General features: G+C 64.2%; 12 protein-coding genes and 1 pseudogene. 9 read left to right on the top strand and 4 right to left on the bottom strand.

The window, feature by feature from the left end; translation table 11 throughout:
* Positions 1–44: 44 nt before the first annotated feature.
* Both AC630_RS12850 and AC630_RS12845 read right to left on the bottom strand, forming a co-directional pair.
* Positions 45–497, bottom strand: coding sequence for a DNA polymerase III subunit chi (locus AC630_RS12850; protein ID WP_074118896.1), 453 nt, complete (start codon positions 495–497; stop codon positions 45–47).
* Positions 494–1,994: pseudogene (locus AC630_RS12845) on the bottom strand (leucyl aminopeptidase). The gene AC630_RS12850 and the pseudogene AC630_RS12845 overlap by 4 nt, the downstream one beginning before the upstream one ends.
* A 332-nt stretch (positions 1,995–2,326) precedes the next feature.
* On the opposite strand from AC630_RS12845, the gene lptF reads away from it, so the two are divergent.
* The 9 genes from lptF (at position 2,327) to AC630_RS12800 (ending at position 14,395) form a co-directional block, all read left to right on the top strand.
* Complete coding sequence (lptF, locus tag AC630_RS12840) at positions 2,327–3,496, top strand: LPS export ABC transporter permease LptF (protein ID WP_074118895.1); 1,170 nt, start codon at positions 2,327–2,329, stop codon at positions 3,494–3,496.
* Positions 3,493–4,590: an LPS export ABC transporter permease LptG gene (lptG, locus tag AC630_RS12835; protein WP_074118894.1), complete on the top strand. Its 1,098-nt coding sequence runs from the start codon at positions 3,493–3,495 to the stop codon at positions 4,588–4,590. Before lptF ends, lptG begins: the two co-directional genes overlap by 4 nt.
* Complete coding sequence (locus tag AC630_RS12830) at positions 4,590–7,076, top strand: LPS-assembly protein LptD (protein WP_074118893.1); 2,487 nt, start codon at positions 4,590–4,592, stop codon at positions 7,074–7,076. Before lptG ends, AC630_RS12830 begins: the two co-directional genes overlap by 1 nt.
* Positions 7,077–7,143: 67 nt before the next feature.
* Positions 7,144–8,079: a peptidylprolyl isomerase family protein gene (locus tag AC630_RS12825; protein WP_074118892.1), complete on the top strand. Its 936-nt coding sequence runs from the start codon at positions 7,144–7,146 to the stop codon at positions 8,077–8,079.
* Positions 8,079–9,092, top strand: coding sequence for a 4-hydroxythreonine-4-phosphate dehydrogenase PdxA (gene pdxA / locus AC630_RS12820; protein ID WP_074118891.1), 1,014 nt, complete (start codon positions 8,079–8,081; stop codon positions 9,090–9,092). Before AC630_RS12825 ends, pdxA begins: the two co-directional genes overlap by 1 nt.
* Positions 9,092–9,946 carry a 16S rRNA (adenine(1518)-N(6)/adenine(1519)-N(6))-dimethyltransferase RsmA gene (rsmA, locus tag AC630_RS12815; RefSeq protein WP_074118890.1) on the top strand — a complete coding sequence of 285 codons (855 nt, stop codon included), beginning with the start codon at positions 9,092–9,094 and terminating at the stop codon, positions 9,944–9,946. The genes pdxA and rsmA overlap by 1 nt, the downstream gene beginning before the upstream one ends.
* 25 nt (positions 9,947–9,971) lie before the next feature.
* On the top strand, positions 9,972–11,030 hold the full coding sequence (locus tag AC630_RS12810) for an alcohol dehydrogenase (RefSeq protein ID WP_074118889.1): 1,059 nt from the start codon (positions 9,972–9,974) through the stop codon (positions 11,028–11,030).
* Positions 11,031–11,803: 773 nt separating this feature from the next.
* Positions 11,804–12,304, top strand: a complete 501-nt coding sequence (locus AC630_RS12805) for a DUF1269 domain-containing protein (RefSeq protein ID WP_074118888.1) — start codon at positions 11,804–11,806, stop codon at positions 12,302–12,304.
* Positions 12,305–13,162: 858 nt separating this feature from the next.
* Positions 13,163–14,395, top strand: a complete 1,233-nt coding sequence (locus AC630_RS12800; RefSeq protein WP_074118887.1) for a hypothetical protein — start codon at positions 13,163–13,165, stop codon at positions 14,393–14,395.
* Here AC630_RS12800 and gmk read toward each other — a convergent pair.
* Both gmk and AC630_RS12790 read right to left on the bottom strand, forming a co-directional pair.
* The gene (gmk, locus tag AC630_RS12795) at positions 14,328–14,987 is read right to left on the bottom strand and encodes a guanylate kinase (RefSeq protein ID WP_074118886.1); all 660 of its coding nucleotides are present in this window, start codon (positions 14,985–14,987) and stop codon (positions 14,328–14,330) included. The two genes, AC630_RS12800 and gmk, sit on opposite strands and share 68 nt — an antisense overlap.
* Positions 14,988–14,990: 3 nt before the next feature.
* Entirely contained in the window at positions 14,991–15,878 is an 888-nt protein-coding gene (locus AC630_RS12790) for a YicC/YloC family endoribonuclease (RefSeq protein ID WP_074118885.1), read from the bottom strand.
* Positions 15,879–16,086: the final 208 nt, after the last annotated feature.

Below are 16,086 nucleotides of genomic sequence, written 5' to 3'. Positions count from 1 at the left end.
ATCATCGCCCGAAAAGTGCAAATTATCATTAATTGCGACCGACGCTAATTCCGCCGCTGCCACCGGCCCCGTTCGTCGGCCTGCCAATAGGTGACATCAAATCCCTGCGCCTTGCAATCCGTCCAGGCGCTGCGGGCCAGGGCGAGCGCGTCCGGATCGTCGCCGTTGAACAGCAGCACCATGCGTTCATAGCCTTGGGCGTCCTGAGGCAGCGCGGCGTTGTCGACCAGAAAGCGGACGTTTGCGCCGTTGGGATTGTCCTCCTCGACCGCCAGCACGATCGGTTGATCGGCGGCGTCGTTCACGCGCCATGTCGCGTGCGGCAGGAAGGAATCGTCGCGATAGGTCCACAGATGCGCATCCAGCGCATCAGCCCGCTCCGGCGAGGTCGATTGCACCACGACTCGCCAGCCGCGCTCGAGCGATTTCTCGAGAAGCGGCGGCAACACGTTCTCCACCGTCATGTTTTGCAGATGGTAGAACAGCACTTCGGTCATTGGCGCTCGTAATGGTCGGCGACCAGCCGGTCGAGCAGCCGGACGCCATAGCCGGAGCCCCAGCTCTGGTTGATGTCGGTCTTCGGCGCGCCCATGGCGGTGCCGGCGATGTCGAGATGCGCCCAGGGCGTGCCGTCGACGAAGCGCTGGAGGAACTGCGCGGCGGTGATCGAGCCGCCATGACGGCCGCCGGTGTTCTTCATGTCGGCGAACTGGGAATCGATCAGCTTGTCGTATTCGGGGCCGAGCGGCATTCGCCAGACCTTTTCCCCGCTCTCGATGCCGGCTGTGAGCAGCCGGTCGGCAAGCTCGTCGTTGTTGGAGAACATGCCGGCATGCTCGGTGCCGAGCGCGACCATGATCGCACCGGTCAGCGTCGCCAGATCCACCATGAATTTCGGCTTCGTCTTCTTGGCGACGTACCAGAGCACGTCGGCCAGCACGAGACGGCCTTCCGCGTCGGTGTTGATGATCTCGATGGTCTGGCCCGACATCGAGGTGACGATATCGCCCGGCCGCTGCGCATTGCCGTCGGGCATGTTCTCGACGAGGCCGATGGCGCCGACCACGTTGACCTTGGCCTTGCGCGCCGCGAGCGCGTGCATCAGGCCGACGACGCAGGCGGCTCCGCCCATATCGCCCTTCATGTCCTCCATGCTGCCGGCTGGCTTGATCGAAATGCCGCCGGTATCGAAGCAGACGCCCTTGCCGACGAAGGCGACCGGCGCGTCGCCCCTCTTGCCTCCGTCCCAGCGCATGATCACGGTGCGACTCGGCCGCACCGAGCCCTGGCCGACACCGAGCAGCGCGCCCATGCCGAGCTTGCCCATCGCCTTGACGTCGAGCACCTCGACCTTGACGCCGAGCTTGCGGAGCTGACCGGCGCGGCGCGCGAATTCCTCGGGGAAAAGCACATTCGGCGGCTCGTTGACGAGGTCGCGCGCGATGATGACGCCGTCGATGACGTGGCCGGCCGAAGCAAACGCCTTCTTCGCCGAGGCGGCATCGCCAACCGCGAGCGAGACGTCGGCGCGCGAGCCGCCCTCCTCTCCGTCCTTCTTCTTTGTCTTGTACCGGTCGAACTTGTAGGCGCGCAGCCGCAGGCCCGAGGCAATCGCGACCGCCTGCTCGCTCGTCATGGCGCTGCCAGGCAGTTCCGCCATGATGGTCATGGCGGCAGCCCCGGCCGGAAGCTTGCTCGCCGCCACCCCGCCGAATTTGAGAAAGTCGTTCGCCTTCAGGCCGGTTGCCTTGCCGGCGCCGATCACCACCAGACGGGAGGCCTTCACCCCCTCCGGTGCCAGGATGTCCAGCACGGCGCCGCTCTTGCCTTTGAAGGCGGCGGCAGAGGCCGCCCGCTTCACGAGTTCGGTGGCGCCGCCCAGCGCCTTGGCCGTCGCCGGACCGACTTTCAGACTGTCGTCGCAGAACACGACCATGATGCCACGGGGGGGCGGCAGACAACGGGACGAAGCCGACCTTAATGGCATCGGACATGGGTAACTCCTCCAAAACATGGGACTTTTTGCGTCACGGCCGAGGGCCGGACCTGAATGACGATTCACTGAGCCTGCCGCACTATGGGCCAGCGACCCTGCAGATGCCAAGCACCCCCCGTGGCCGCCGGGCCACAACGAGGGAAATATTAACCATATATTGCGGGTGCCACGGGGCAGCCATTTTGTTGACGGATCAAAGGGATGGTAGTGAGAGTGTAAGCCGGACGAAGAGGCGGCTGGCCGACCTTGGGGATCCCCTTTCAGGGGATTGGTTGGGCAGCCGGAATTTGGGCCTGCAGTGGGGACTCGGTGGGATTCGTGCGGTAGCGCATGGGGTCGATTGATAGGTATATTTTCCGCACGACGCTGGCGTCGTTTGCGCTGGTCCTGGTCAGCCTCACGGGCGTGATCTGGATTACGCAGGCGTTGCGCGGCATCGACCTGATGACGAGTCAGGGGCAGACCATCCTGACCTTCCTCGGCATCACCAGCCTCGTGGTCCCGGCCCTGGTCCTGATCATCTCGCCGATCGCGCTGATGATCGCGATCTCGCACACGCTGAACAAGCTCGCAACCGATTCCGAGATCATCGTGATGAATGCCGCCGGCTTCTCGCCGTTCCGGCTGTTCTATCCGTTCTTCTACGCCACCTGCGTGGTGGCGCTCCTGGTCGCCTTCATCGCGGCCTATCTCGCCCCCGACGGCATGCGGCGGATCAAGCAGTGGGACGCCGAAATCACCGCGGACGTGCTCACCAACATCCTGCAGCCCGGCCGCTTCGCCCAGCTCGACAAGAACCTCACGATCCGGATCCGAGAACGCCAGCCCGGCGGCATTCTGGCCGGCATCTTCATCGACGATCGCCGCGATCCGAACGAGCGCGTCTCGATCGTAGCCGAGCATGGCGAGGTCGTGAAGAACGACAACGGATCGTTCCTGGTGCTGAAGGACGGCAATCTCCAGCGTTTCGAGACCGGCAAGCGCGATCCAGCTCTGGTGGCGTTCGGCCGCTACGGCTTCGACATGTCGAAGTTCTCCAACCAGGGCCACGACGTCACCCTCGGTATCCGCGAGCGCTATCTCTGGGAGCTGTTCTCGCCCGCCGAGGACGATCCCGTCTACAAGGCGGTCCCCGGCCAGTTCCGGTCCGAGCTGCATGACCGCATCATGGCGCCGCTCTATCCGTTCGCCTTTGCGGCGCTGACCTTCGCCTTCCTCGGCGCGCCGCGCACCACGCGCCAGAGCCGCAACTTCTCGATCGGCGGCTCGGTGCTGGCGGTGTTCGGTCTGCGCATGGCGGGATTCGCCTGCTCGGTGATGGCGGTGAAATCGCCGGCCGCGGCGCTGGTCCAGTACACGATGCTCGCAGCCGCGATCGGCACCGGCGTCTGGATGATCATCGGTGGCATCGTGGTCGAACCGCCGCCCGGCCTCATGGAGGCTATCAACAGGTCGAACGCGCGGATCGCGCGGCTGTTCGGACGGCCGGCCACCGCATGAGCATGCTCACCAACACACTCGGGCGCTATTTCGCCGGACGATTCGTCGTCGCGGCGCTCGGCGTGTTCGCGAGCATTTTCCTGCTGCTGGTGCTGGTCGACTACATCGAGATGGTGCGCAAGACCTCTGGCCTCGCCTCCGCCTCCGCGATCATGGTGGCCGAGACCTCGCTGTTTCGGGTTCCGCAGCTGCTGGAGAAGCTGACGCCGTTCTGCATGCTGATCGGCGCCATGACCTGCTATCTCGCCCTATCCCGCCGGCTCGAGCTCGTGGTCGCGCGCGCCGCCGGCATCTCCGCGTGGCAATTCATCTCGCCGGCGCTCGGCAGCGCGCTCCTGATCGGGGTGATCGCCACCGTTGCCTACAATCCGCTGTCGGCCAATCTGCGCGAACTCTCCAAGCGCATGGAGGCCGAGCTGTTCGGCTCGGCGCCCGGCGGCGGCATCCAGGACGCCTCCGGCTTCTGGCTCAACCAGGTCACCGATGATGGCCAGGTCATCATCAATGCTGCGCGCAGCGAACAACAGGGCGTCCGACTGACCGGGCTGACACTGTTCCGATTCGATACGGATTGGCATTTCAAGGAGCGGATCGAGGCCCGCGAGGCCACGCTCGAGGCCGGCCACTGGCTGTTCAAGTCCGTCCGCCGCTTCTCGCTGGATTCGCCACCGATCGACCAGGCCACCCTGGAGATCCCGACGACGCTGACTGAGGCGCAGGTCCGCAACAGCTTTTCCACACCCGAAACTGTGTCTTTTTGGCAACTACCGAGCTACATCCGCTCTTCCGAAAGCTCAGGCTTCGCGACAGCCGGATATCGACTCCAGTATCACAAGCTTCTGGCACAGCCGTTTTTGCTTGCAGCCATGGTGATGCTTGCGGCCTCCGTGTCGTTGCGCTTCTTCCGGATGGGCGGCGTGCAGAAGATGGTTTTGAGTGGCGTGGGCGCAGGCTTTCTGCTCTACGTTCTGTCGAAAGTGACTGAAGACTTGAGCAAGGCTGAGTTGATGCATCCGATCGCTGCGGCGTGGTTGCCCGCGGTGGTGGGCGGCCTCACCGGCTTTTTAGCCTTGCTGTATCAGGAGGACGGATAGTGACGACCGTCCGCCGAGGACCCGTGTCTCGTTTGACGCGGCGCACGATGGTGCGCGCGAACGGGTGCCGGTTGTCCATCCGCAGGCTCCTGCTTGCCGTCGCCGCGGTGGCTTCGCTCGGCGGCCTGATGGACGTTGCCGCCGTGGCGCCGGCCTCTGCCCAGAGCTTCACCTACAACCCGCTGCCGCCGCGTCCGAAGCCGCCGAAGGTGGCCAACGACAACCAGATGCTGGTTCAGGCGACCGAGGTCGACTACGACTACAACAATTCGCGCGTCTCCGCGGTCGGTAACGTCCAGCTGTTCTACAACGGCACCAGCGTCGAGGCCGACAGGGTCGTCTACGACCAGAAGACCAAGCGCCTCCATGCCGAGGGCAACATCCGCATGACGGATGCCGACGGCAAGATCACCTATGCCGAGATCATGGATCTCTCCGACGACTACCGTGACGGTTTCGTCGATTCGCTGCGCGTGGACACCGCCGACCAAACCCGCATGGCCGCGAGCCGCGCCGACCGCTCCAGCGGCAACTACACGGTGTTCGAGAACGGCGTCTACACGGCCTGCGCGCCCTGTAAGGACGATCCGAAGAAGCCGCCGCTGTGGCAGGTCAAGGGTGCCCGCATCATCCACGACCAGCAGGAGAAGATGCTGTATTTCGAGACGGCGCAGCTGGAATTCTTCGGCGTGCCGCTCGCCTACATGCCCTATTTCTCGACGCCCGACCCGACCGTGAAGCGCAAGACCGGTTTCCTGATGCCGGGCTTCACGTCGAACACGCCGTTCGGCTTCGGCGTCGAAGTTCCGTTCTATTGGGCGATCGCGCCCGACATGGACCTGACCTTCAATCCCCGCATCACGACCAAGCAGGGCGTGCTGTTCCAGGCCGAGTACCGCCAGCGCCTGATGGACGGCGCCTACCAGATCCGCGTCTACGGCATCGACCAGCTCGACCCGGGCGCGCTCGCCGGTCAACCCGGCGATCGCCAGTTCCGCGGCGCCGTCGATACCAAGGGCCAGTTCGCGCTGAACGACAAGTGGGTCTGGGGTTGGGACGGCGTCGTGATGTCCGACTACTATTTCTTCTCGGACTATCGGTTGTCGCAGTACCGCGATCCGCTGGGCTCGTTCCTGTATCTACCGACCGACGCGCTGTCGCAGCTCTATTTGACCGGCGTCGGCAATCGCAGCTTCTTCGACGCGCGCACGATGTACTGGCTGAGCTACTCGGGCAACCAGAGCCAGGTGCCGGTCGTCTACCCCGTGATCGACTACTCGAACGTGCTCAACTATCCGGTCTTCGGCGGCGAGTTCAGCTACAGGACCAACTTCGTGAATCTGTCGCGTGACACCGCGGTGTTCGATCCGATCACGACGCTCGCCAACACCGCCAGCCTGTGCACGACCACATCCGCCGATCCGCTCGCGCGCACGCCCTCGCAGTGCCTGCTGCGAGGCTTCCCCGGCACCTACACCCGCCTGACCGCAGAAGCGCAGTGGCGCAAGTCCTTCACCGATCCGTTCGGTGAGATCTGGACGCCGTTCGCCATCGTGCGCGCCGACGCGATCAACTCCTCGGTCTCCAACCAGCCCGGCGTGTCCAACTTCCTGCCCGTCGGCGACACCCAGGCGCTGCGCCTGATGCCGACCGTCGGTCTGGAGTACCGCTATCCCTTCATCAACGTTCAGCCCTGGGGCTCGACCACCATCGAGCCGATCGCGCAGATCATCATCCGGCCGAACGAGACTTATGCCGGCAAGCTCCCGAACGAGGACGCGCAGAGCATGGTGTTCGACACCTCGAACCTGTTCAGCGTCGACAAGTTCTCCGGCTACGACCGCGTCGAGGGCGGCGGCCGTGCCAATGTCGGCGTGCAGGCCACCACGCAGTTCGACAAGGGCGGCGCTGTCAAAGTGCTGTTTGGCCAGTCCTACCAGCTGTTCGGCTTGAACTCCTATACGGTCCAGGACTCCATCAACACCGGTCTGGATTCCGGCCTCGACAAGCCGCGGTCCGATTACGTGGCGAGCGCCAGCTATTCGCCCAACAGCACCTATACGTTCAGCGTCCGCTCGCGCATGGACGAGCAGACCTGGAACGTCCAGCGCTTCGAGGCGGAAGGCCGCGCCAACTTCAATCGCTGGTCGATGAGCGTGATGTACGGCAATTACGCGGCGCAGCCTGAGCTCGGCTATCTGACGCGCCGCGAGGGCATCCTGACCTCCGGCTCGCTGAAGGTTGCGGCCAACTGGGTGGTGACGGGCTCTGCGCGCTGGGACCTCGAGGCCAACAAGATCAACCAGTATGTGCTCGGCGCCGGCTATGTCGACGATTGCTTCGTGCTGGCGGCTAACTATGTAACTTCGTATAGCTACTCCGCGGGCACGACGCCGCCCGTGCTGAGCCACGCGTTCATGTTCCAGATCGGTCTGCGCACGTTGGCGACCTCGACCGGATCTAGCAGTTCCGCCGGCTACCAGTAGACCGTCTGAAGTGCCTGCGCCGTGTTCCCAATCGCAGGCTCACCTGGCTGACATCCGAGCGACAACCATGACGACCCGATTGCCTGTCTTCCGCCTCCTCCTCGCCTTCGGCGCCGGACTGGTCCTGACCGGCCTGCCCTCACCGTCGCGCGCGCAGAACATCGTCGTCATGGTCAACGGTGATCCGATCACTGATTTCGACATCGAGCAGCGCACCAAGCTCGACCAGCTGACGACGCAGAAGACGCCGAGCCGGCAGGATGTCATCAACGAGCTGATCGACGACAAGGTGAAGCTCAAGGAAGGCAAGAAGTACGGCGTCGATCCCGGCGTCTCCGACATCAACCAGTCCTACGAAGGCATGGCGCAGCGCATGCGCGTCTCGCCGGACCAGCTCACCAAGTCGCTCGAGGCCAAGGGCGTCCGCCCCGAGACCCTGAAAGGCCGCATGAAGGCCGAGATGGTTTGGACCAGCCTCGTGCGCGGTCGCTACAAGGAAAAGCTGATGGTCGGCGAGCGTGACGTCGCGCAGGCCGTGCAGGCCCAGACCGGCGACAAGCTCCAGATCGAGGGCACTGAATACAAGATGCAGCCGATCGTGTTGATCGCGCCGCGCGGCTCGTCCCAGGCGTTCCTTGAGACGCGGCAGAAGGAAGCGGAAAGCTACCGCGCGCGCGTCGGAAGCTGCGAGGAAGCCAACTCGCTGTTCCGCTCGACGCCGAACGCCACCATCCGCGAGAGCGTCACCAAGACGACCGCAGACCTGCCGGAGGCGCTCCGCAAGGTGCTCGACGACACGCCGATCGGCCACCTGACCGCGCCCGAGGTGACCAAGCAGGGCATCGAAATGGTGGTGCTGTGCTCGCGCAAGCCGACCATGATCGACACGCCGAAAAAGCGCGAGATCCGCGAGAAGATGTACTCCGAGAAATACGAGAAGACCCAGAAGGCCTATCTCGAAGAGATCCGCAAGGCGGCGATGATCGAATATCGCAACCGCTGATGGCCAAGCCCCCTGCAAAGCCCCTCGCCCTGACCTTGGGAGAGCCCGCCGGCATCGGCCCCGACATCACGATCGCAGCCTGGCTTCGGCGCCGCGAACTGAACCTGCCCGCGTTCTATCTGCTCGGCGACGAAGCGGTGATCGCGCGGCGCGCCAAAGCGCTCGGGGTCGATATCGGGATCGCCTCCGTGAGCGCCGGTGAGGCCGAAGCAGCCTTCACGAACGCCCTGCCCGTGGTCGCAACCGGCGAGCACGCGACGGCCGAGCCCGGCAAGCCCGACGCATCGAGCGCACCGGCCGCGCTCGCCTCGATCCGGCAGGCGGTCGCCGACGTCCGCGAGGGCCGCGCCGGCGCCGTCGTCACCAACCCGATCGCCAAGAGCGTGCTCTACCGCGCCGGCTTCCGCCATCCCGGCCACACCGAATTCCTCGCCGAGCTTGCCGTAGAGGCCGGCCGCACGCCGCAACCGGTGATGATGCTGTGGTCGCCGCGGCTTGCCGTGGTGCCGGTCACCATCCACGTCTCGCTGCGCGATGCACTGTCCGAGCTCACCAGCGAACTGATCGTCTCGACGGTTCGTATCGTCGCAACCGAGCTGAAATCCCGCTTCGGCATCGCCCGGCCGCGCATCGCGGTCTCCGGCCTCAATCCGCACGCCGGCGAGGACGGCTCGCTCGGCCACGAGGAGCAGACCGTCATCGCGCCCGCGCTCAAGACGCTGCGCAACGACGGCATCGATGCCAGGGGCCCGCTGCCCGCCGACACCCTGTTCCACGAGGCTGCGCGCAGCACCTATGACTGCGCGGTCTGCATGTATCACGACCAGGCGCTGATCCCGATCAAGACGGTCGCCTTCGACGACGCCGTCAACGTCACGCTCGGCCTGCCCTTCGTCCGCACTTCGCCCGATCACGGCACCGCCTTCGACATCGCCGGCACCGGCAAGGCCAATCCCGCAAGCCTGATCGCCGCGCTGAAGCTTGCGAGCCGCATGGCGGCCGCGAAAATCTGATGAGTGCGATCGACGACCTCCCGCCGCTTCGCGAGGTCATTCGCCAGCACGCTTTGTCAGCCCGCAAATCGCTCGGTCAGAATTTCCTGCTCGATCTCAATCTCACCGCGCGCATCGCGCGTGCCGCGGCTCCGCTCGACGACTCCACCATCGTGGAGATCGGCCCGGGCCCAGGCGGCCTGACGCGCGCCTTGCTCGCACTGGGCGCCAAACGCGTCATCGCGATCGAGCATGACGAGCGTGCGATTCCTGCCTTGCAGGATATTTCCCTGCGCTATCCCGGCCGGCTCGAGATCGTGCATGGCGATGCCATGACCTTCGACCCGCGCCCGCTGCTCGACGGAGGCAAAGCCAAGATCGTCGCCAATCTGCCCTACAACATCGCGACCCAGCTCCTGATCAACTGGCTGACCATCGAGCCCTGGCCGCCCTGGTACGACATGATGGTCCTGATGTTTCAACGCGAGGTCGGCGAGCGCATCGTCGCACGCGAGGACGAGGAGGCCTATGGCCGCCTCGGCGTGCTCACCAACTGGCGCGCCGAAACAAAAATCCTGTTCGACATTTCGCCGTCCGCCTTTGTGCCGCCGCCGAAGGTCACCTCCTCCGTCGTGCGCCTGGTGCCGCGTGCAGAGCCTCTCCCCTGCGATCGCAAGCTGCTCGAACAGGTCGCCGCTGCCGCATTCGGCCAGCGCCGGAAAATGCTGCGCCAGAGCCTGAAATCGCTCGGCGTCGATCCCGCACGACTTGCGACTGCTGCCGGCGTCGACGCGACGCGGCGTGCCGAGACCATTCCCATCTCCGGCTTTGTTGCCATGGCGCGCGAATTGGCGAATATACGCAGCGAAGCGTGACAACAGGAATTTCGGAGGAAGAAATATGGCACTGATGCGCAGGCAGTCCCTGGTCAAGTTCGACGCGCCCTTGTGCGAGACCATCATCGACACGCCAAAGCCGCAAGGCCGCGAGGTGCTCGTGCGCATCGAGCGCTGCGGCCTCTGCCATTCCGATCTGCACATCCAGGACGGCTATGCCGATCTCGGCGGCGGCAAGAAGCTCGACACCACGCGCGGCATGACGCTGCCCTTCACGCTCGGCCACGAGATCGCCGGCGTCGTCGACGAAGTCGGCCCCGATGTGCCGGCCAGCCTTGTCGGCTCGAAGAAGGCGGTGTTTCCATGGATCGGCTGCGGCCAGTGCCGCGACTGCGCCAATGGCGACGAGAACCTCTGCGTCAGGCAGCGCTTTCTCGGCGTTTCCATCGACGGCGGCTTCGCCACCCACGTCCTGGTGCCCGATGCAAAATACCTGCTCGACTACGATCCCCTGCCCGTCAACCAGGCCGCCACCCTGATGTGCTCCGGCGTGACCGCCTACGGCGCGCTCAAGCGCCTGGTCGACCGTCCGCGCCAGCGCAACCTCCTGCTGATCGGCCTCGGCGGCGTCGGCATGATGGGCCTGTCGTTTGCACAGGCGATGTTCAAGCAGCCGATCACGGTCGCCGACCTCAGCCCGGCCGCGCGCGAAACCGCACTGAAGAACGGCGCGGCGGCCGCCTACGATCCGGCCGAGCCCGACGTGATTAAGCGCATCCTGAAGGAGACCGAGGGCGGCTTCGATGAGATCGTCGATTTTGCCGGCAACGAGAAGTCGATGGCGTTCGCGGTCGCAGTCGCCGCGCGCGGCGGCAAGGTCGTCGTCTCAGGCCTGATGGGCGGCCAGTTCACGCTGCCGATGGTGCAATGGGTCTACAAGCGCCTGACCGTCGAGGGCTTCATGGTCGGCACGCTCGCGGAGGGCCACGAGCTGATGGCGCTCGCCCGCGCCGGCAAGATCAAGCCGACGCCGATGCGTGAGGAGCCGATGGGCGACGTCCAGAAATGGATCGACGAACTGCGCGCCGGCAAGGTCGTGGGCCGCATCGTGCTCAAGAACTGAGATAGAAAACCAAGGCGCATTTGGCGGTGGGACCAACCTCCCGCCGCCGACGTTTTCACGACGCATCAATTCGGAATTGACGCTGAGAATAAGGATGCGTCGTGCATTGCCCATCAGGCTAGTGGGTCAATTTATAGCAGTGGCCGCCGCCCCTGTGCTTTACACGCGCACGACAGGCATCCAGCGTCGAGAATGAGCAGTCGGGTTGTCCCGCGGCCTTCGCCCCTCTTAGCTGCGCACAGAAACTGGCAGCATCGGCAGATCCTTGAGGACAGAGAGCGAAGCCGATCGAGAGTAGCATCATCGCGGAGATGAGCCATAGTTTCGAACGCGGCATATCAATTCCTCCCGTGAGGCTTTGCCCCCGATTCAGGACTGCTCGCGCGAAACTTTTTCTGGTTTGAAAATCGTGTTCTGGAAAGACGCGAGCGCAGAGTCTCAAAAATTTCCAATTCAGAAGCTGTTCGCGAACTTCTGCTTAGTTTCTGATAGCGGCGGAATAGCGGTCATTCACCCGCCCCTCAAGTTTCCTGTCCGAGCCAATTTGCGACAATTAATCACGATCGAGCTTGTTTGCGACGAAAGCACTTGCGCGCCGCCGCATAAGACAACGCCGCTTACTCAATTGCACGGAGACGATAGACATCTCCGAGTTGTGAACACACGGGTTCGATTAGCAGGCTGGAGCCATTTTGCTCTGTGATAGATACAACCGCGCGCAACAAGTGCACGTGATCGGGGGCAGCGCTTCAGGTGAATACGGGAGTGATTCAATGTCAGACCTCATCGCAATTGTTTATCCAAACGAAGCCAAAGCAGAGGAAGTTCGGCAGAAAATACTCAAGCTGCAAAAGGAGTATTTGATCACTATCAGCGATGCCGTGATCGCGGTGAAAACCGAAGACTCTGTCAAACTCAATCAGCTCGTGAATACGACGATGATGGGCGCCGCAAGCGGCAGCTTCTGGGGACTGCTGTTCGGATTGGTGTTCTTGAATCCTCTCATCGGCGTAGCTATCGGCACTGGCGCCGGCGCGCTGGGTGGCGCGTTGACCGATTTCGGGATCAAAGATCCGTTCATGAAGGAACTCACTTCGAAGGTGAAACCTGGAGATGCTGTTCTGTTCTTGCTGATCCAGAACATGACTGCCGACAAGGTTCTCAACGAGATCAAGGATGCAGGAGGGACCGTTCTCAAGACCTCGCTGGACGAGAAGAAGGAACAGCACTTGCGCGATACCCTCGCAGCCGCAAGTCAGACCAAGGCTGCGTGATCGAAGCTGCCTGATTGCGCAAGCCAAAGCCTGGGACCGGCTCCGGTCCCGAGCGGTCGCCCAATCCCCTTGGCCATCGGTCACGCAATCGATGCCAAGGAATCCAAGCGCCGAACAAGGCGGTGAATCCTCTGGGTCCACCGCCAAGTCGCTGCGGCTCACCAGCAAACATTCACGGGGACGACGCGCCACCCCCAGCCTGTCCAGACCCGACGCCATCTCGTGCAACTGTCATAAGAAGCATAGCTCCAGCCCGGAGCACCCCAACCAGGTCCCCAGCCCCAGCCGGATCCCCAAGCGGCCGCACTGGCGAGCCCGAGGCCTACGCCGAGACCCACGGCCGGTCCGCGCCAACCCCAGCCTCCCCCCACGCCAACCGCCGCCCCATCCACCGCCGTGCCATCCTCCGCCGTGAAAGCCACGTTGTGCGGAAGCAGCACCCGGCGCGAGGGCAAGGACCGTGGCAACGCTGAGCGCAAAAAGGGCCTTCTTGACCATGAAAACCTCCTTAGGTTGAGCCGTAGCGCGACCTAAACGCGTCGTCGTCTCGTTTGTTGCAGTCCGCGCGGGAGTTCCCGGAGCCGCAGTTGTTGTCAGGTCATCGGCATGGTCTTCAAATGGACCGTTTCGCGAGGACGCATCGAGAGTTTGCTGCGCGAACGCAGGCCATGGTCGCTCGGGAACCTTGTCCGCGAAGCCTGCAATAGCGTCGAGAAAATGCCGGATTTCACCGCGGAACGATCACCGCGTAGGCCCCATTCAAGCCACATCCTCTCCGGATTTGCGGCTCATTGCCACCCAAGTCTTTGATGACAAAAGGCAGGCAAGCGTCGCGTGATGCGTAACGGGGAGACCAGGATGGGCAACCGAACCGCGAAATTCATATCCGCCCTCGTTGGCAGCGTCATTGCCGGCGCGCCACTGGCGGCCGTGTCGCAGAATGCGCCGAGCGCATCGAGCCCGACAAACGCAGCCTCCGATTGCCTCGCCTCACCGAAGGGGATCGCGCCACAGGGACAGCACTGGCACTACCGGGTCGAACGCGGGACCAAGCGGCAATGCTGGTATCTGCGCGCCGAAGGCGGCAAGGACAGCGCAAAGGCCGTGCAGACCGCGCAGGCTGCGACCAACACACCAACAGCAGATTCAGCAGCGCCTCAGCAGCACCCGGTGCAGGACGCACGCGCCGAATATCTGACGCCGCAAGGCGCTGCGCCGAGTACACTGATTGCGCCGACGCGAGCCGCAGCAACGACACCGGCGCCGACGCAACAGCCTTCAAGCCCCACCTCTGACAGCAACACGCAGCCCGCCGTCGCCACGCGCTGGCCTGACGCCTCCGCCACGGCCGATCAATCGGCATCGCAGCCAGCGCCCGCTCCTGTCGCGGCAGCCGCGCAGCCGAGCACGAAGCCGTCGAAATCCCCTGCCCCGGTGGCGCTTGCCGCCGCGGACAGCACTGACAATACGACCGGCTCGCTCCAGATGTTGCTGCTCGTCGTCGGCGGCGCGCTCGCGCTCGCCGGTGTGCTCGCCAGCATCATCTACCGTTTCGCCGGCGGTCGGGTCCGCGCGCAGGCAGGCGATCACCGCCGCGTCAAATGGGACAATCGGGAGCCGCAGGATCACGACGACAGCCGCGCCCCCTGGCACAATGCGGAGATTGCCTCCGCGCCGCGCGCGCGGCGGCCGGGGCCGGTGGATTTCGATGCCACACGTCCTCAGCCCGCGCGACTCGCCGCATTCACCAACGCGATCGGCAGGATCGCAACACAATCCGCTTCCACTCACGTCGAAGCAGCAGAACCCGACGAAACCGAGATCGCGGAATTCAACGGAGAGTTCGAGATCAAGGCTTCAGCGCCCCGGCTCGCGGCCAACGAAGTCCATGACAAGCAGCCGGTCGATCGCAATGAAGACGTACACGCGGATGAGCACGTACACATGGACGATATTGTCGATGTCGACGTGATCACGGCCATGCTGGAGCGGCTGGCAAAGGATGGGCCGCGGCTGTCGCAGCCTAGCCTTGAAGCTGACCTTGCAGACCCCGCACAAAGCCGACGAGGCCAATCCGCCGCTCGCGCTTGAGGCGCTCGGCCTTCAGGATCGACTGCACCTCGGCGAAGGCTTCGTCGACGTCGTGGTTGATCACGATGTAGTCGTACTCGGCCCAGTGGCTCATCTCGTGGCTGGCGCGGCTCATGCGCTTGCGGATCACCTCGTCGGAATCCTGCGCGCGCGAATGCAGGCGCTTTTCGAGATCGCCGGCCGAGGGCGGCAGGATGAACACGCTGACGACGTCCCCACCGGCCTTGTGCTTCAATTGCTGCGTGCCCTGCCAGTCGATGTCGAACAGCACGTCCTGGCCCGCCGATAGCGCTGCCTCGACCGGCCCACGCGGCGTGCCGTAACTATTGTCGAATACGGTCGCCCATTCCAGGAGCTCGTCGGCCTTCACCATCGCCTCGAAGCGGGGCTTGTCGACGAACAAATAGTCGCGGCCGTCGACCTCGCCGGGGCGCTTCTCGCGCGTAGTCGCAGACACCGACATCCTCAAGCCTGGCATCCGCTCGATCAACAAACGCGACAGCGTCGTCTTGCCCGCGCCCGACGGCGAGGACAGCACGAACATCAATCCGCGCCGCTCGACACCGTCAGTTCCGTGACCGCCCGTCGTCATCGATCACTCCAGATTCTGGACCTGCTCGCGGAACTGCTCGACCACGTTTTTCATGGCGAGTCCCGTATTGGTGAGCTCGATGTCGTTCGACTTCGAGCAGCAGGTGTTGACCTCGCGGTGAAACTCCTGCGCCAGGAAATCGAGCTTGCGCCCGATCGGACCGCCCTTTCCGATCAGCTCGCGCGCCTGCGCGACGTGGGAGGCGATGCGATCCAGCTCCTCGCGGATGTCGGCCCTGGTCGCGATCAGGATCGCCTCCTGCATCAGGCGATCGGAATCGAAACGGTCGGAAGTGTCGAGCAGTGCGGCGATCTGCTCGGCGAGCCTGGCCTTGATCGCCTCGGGCTTGCGGCCCGGCGCGAACTCCGCCTTTTTCGCAAGCTGCTCGATCTCGTCGACACGTTGGGTCAGTATCTGCCCGAGCGAAGTCCCCTCGCGCTTGCGCATCTCGACGAGGTCGACGAGCGCCTTGTCGAAGGCTTCGGCGGCCGCGGCGCGCGCCGCCGTGTCCTCCTCCTCATCGCCCTCGGGCTCGGCGACCTCGACGACGCCCTTGATGGCGAGCAGGCCGTCGATGCTCGGTGCCACCGCGTCGACCTTGCCGGCGATCTGGGCGGCGGCCTTCAGGACGGCGTTCAGCACGTCCTCGTTGACGCGGACCGCGGCGGCGGCGTTGGTGCGCTTGACGTTGAGATTGGCGTAGACGGTGCCGCGCGACAGCACCTCACCGGCGCGCTTCTTGGCGTGGGCCTCGAGTTCGTCGAACCCCTGCGGCAGACGCACCCGCAGGTCAAAGCCCTTGGCATTGACCGACTTCAATTCCCATTCGAACGTGTACGGCCCGCTTGCGCCGTGGCTTCGGGCAAAGCCGGTCATGGATGACAGCGCCATTGGGTAAAATTCTCCAGGAAGACAAGATTCGTAGAGCCATCAAGGCACGCGAATCTTAAGACTATTTTGCAGGAAAGTGGAATCCGCAAAGTCCCGCAGGCAGCTCTGCGCGGGGCTTAGCGCTGGACCACCGGTGGCGTCGACTGGACCGCGCCCTGCCGTGCCGGTGGAGGATTGGCGGGGCGAGCCGGCGGCTTCTTCTGCTGGT

Source organism: Bradyrhizobium sp. AS23.2 (assembly GCF_001908185.1).
Taxonomy (GTDB): Bacteria; Pseudomonadota; Alphaproteobacteria; order Rhizobiales; family Xanthobacteraceae; genus Bradyrhizobium.
The sequence above is the reverse complement of the archived record's forward strand: the minus strand, read 5'-3'. Positions and strand labels throughout refer to the sequence as shown.

What these genes read in the sequence shown, in the direction of transcription:
- AC630_RS12850 (WP_074118896.1), bottom strand. Translation starts at nt 497, where the DNA reads ATGACCGAAGTGCTGTTCTACCATCTGCAAAACATGACGGTGGAGAAC.
- lptF (WP_074118895.1), top strand. Translation starts at nt 2,327, where the DNA reads ATGGGGTCGATTGATAGGTATATTTTCCGCACGACGCTGGCGTCGTTT.
- lptG (WP_074118894.1), top strand. Translation starts at nt 3,493, where the DNA reads ATGAGCATGCTCACCAACACACTCGGGCGCTATTTCGCCGGACGATTC.
- AC630_RS12825 (WP_074118892.1), top strand. Translation starts at nt 7,144, where the DNA reads ATGACGACCCGATTGCCTGTCTTCCGCCTCCTCCTCGCCTTCGGCGCC.
- pdxA (WP_074118891.1), top strand. Translation starts at nt 8,079, where the DNA reads ATGGCCAAGCCCCCTGCAAAGCCCCTCGCCCTGACCTTGGGAGAGCCC.
- rsmA (WP_074118890.1), top strand. Translation starts at nt 9,092, where the DNA reads ATGAGTGCGATCGACGACCTCCCGCCGCTTCGCGAGGTCATTCGCCAG.
- AC630_RS12810 (WP_074118889.1), top strand. Translation starts at nt 9,972, where the DNA reads ATGGCACTGATGCGCAGGCAGTCCCTGGTCAAGTTCGACGCGCCCTTG.
- AC630_RS12805 (WP_074118888.1), top strand. Translation starts at nt 11,804, where the DNA reads ATGTCAGACCTCATCGCAATTGTTTATCCAAACGAAGCCAAAGCAGAG.
- AC630_RS12800 (WP_074118887.1), top strand. Translation starts at nt 13,163, where the DNA reads ATGGGCAACCGAACCGCGAAATTCATATCCGCCCTCGTTGGCAGCGTC.
- gmk (WP_074118886.1), bottom strand. Translation starts at nt 14,987, where the DNA reads ATGACGACGGGCGGTCACGGAACTGACGGTGTCGAGCGGCGCGGATTG.
- AC630_RS12790 (WP_074118885.1), bottom strand. Translation starts at nt 15,878, where the DNA reads ATGGCGCTGTCATCCATGACCGGCTTTGCCCGAAGCCACGGCGCAAGC.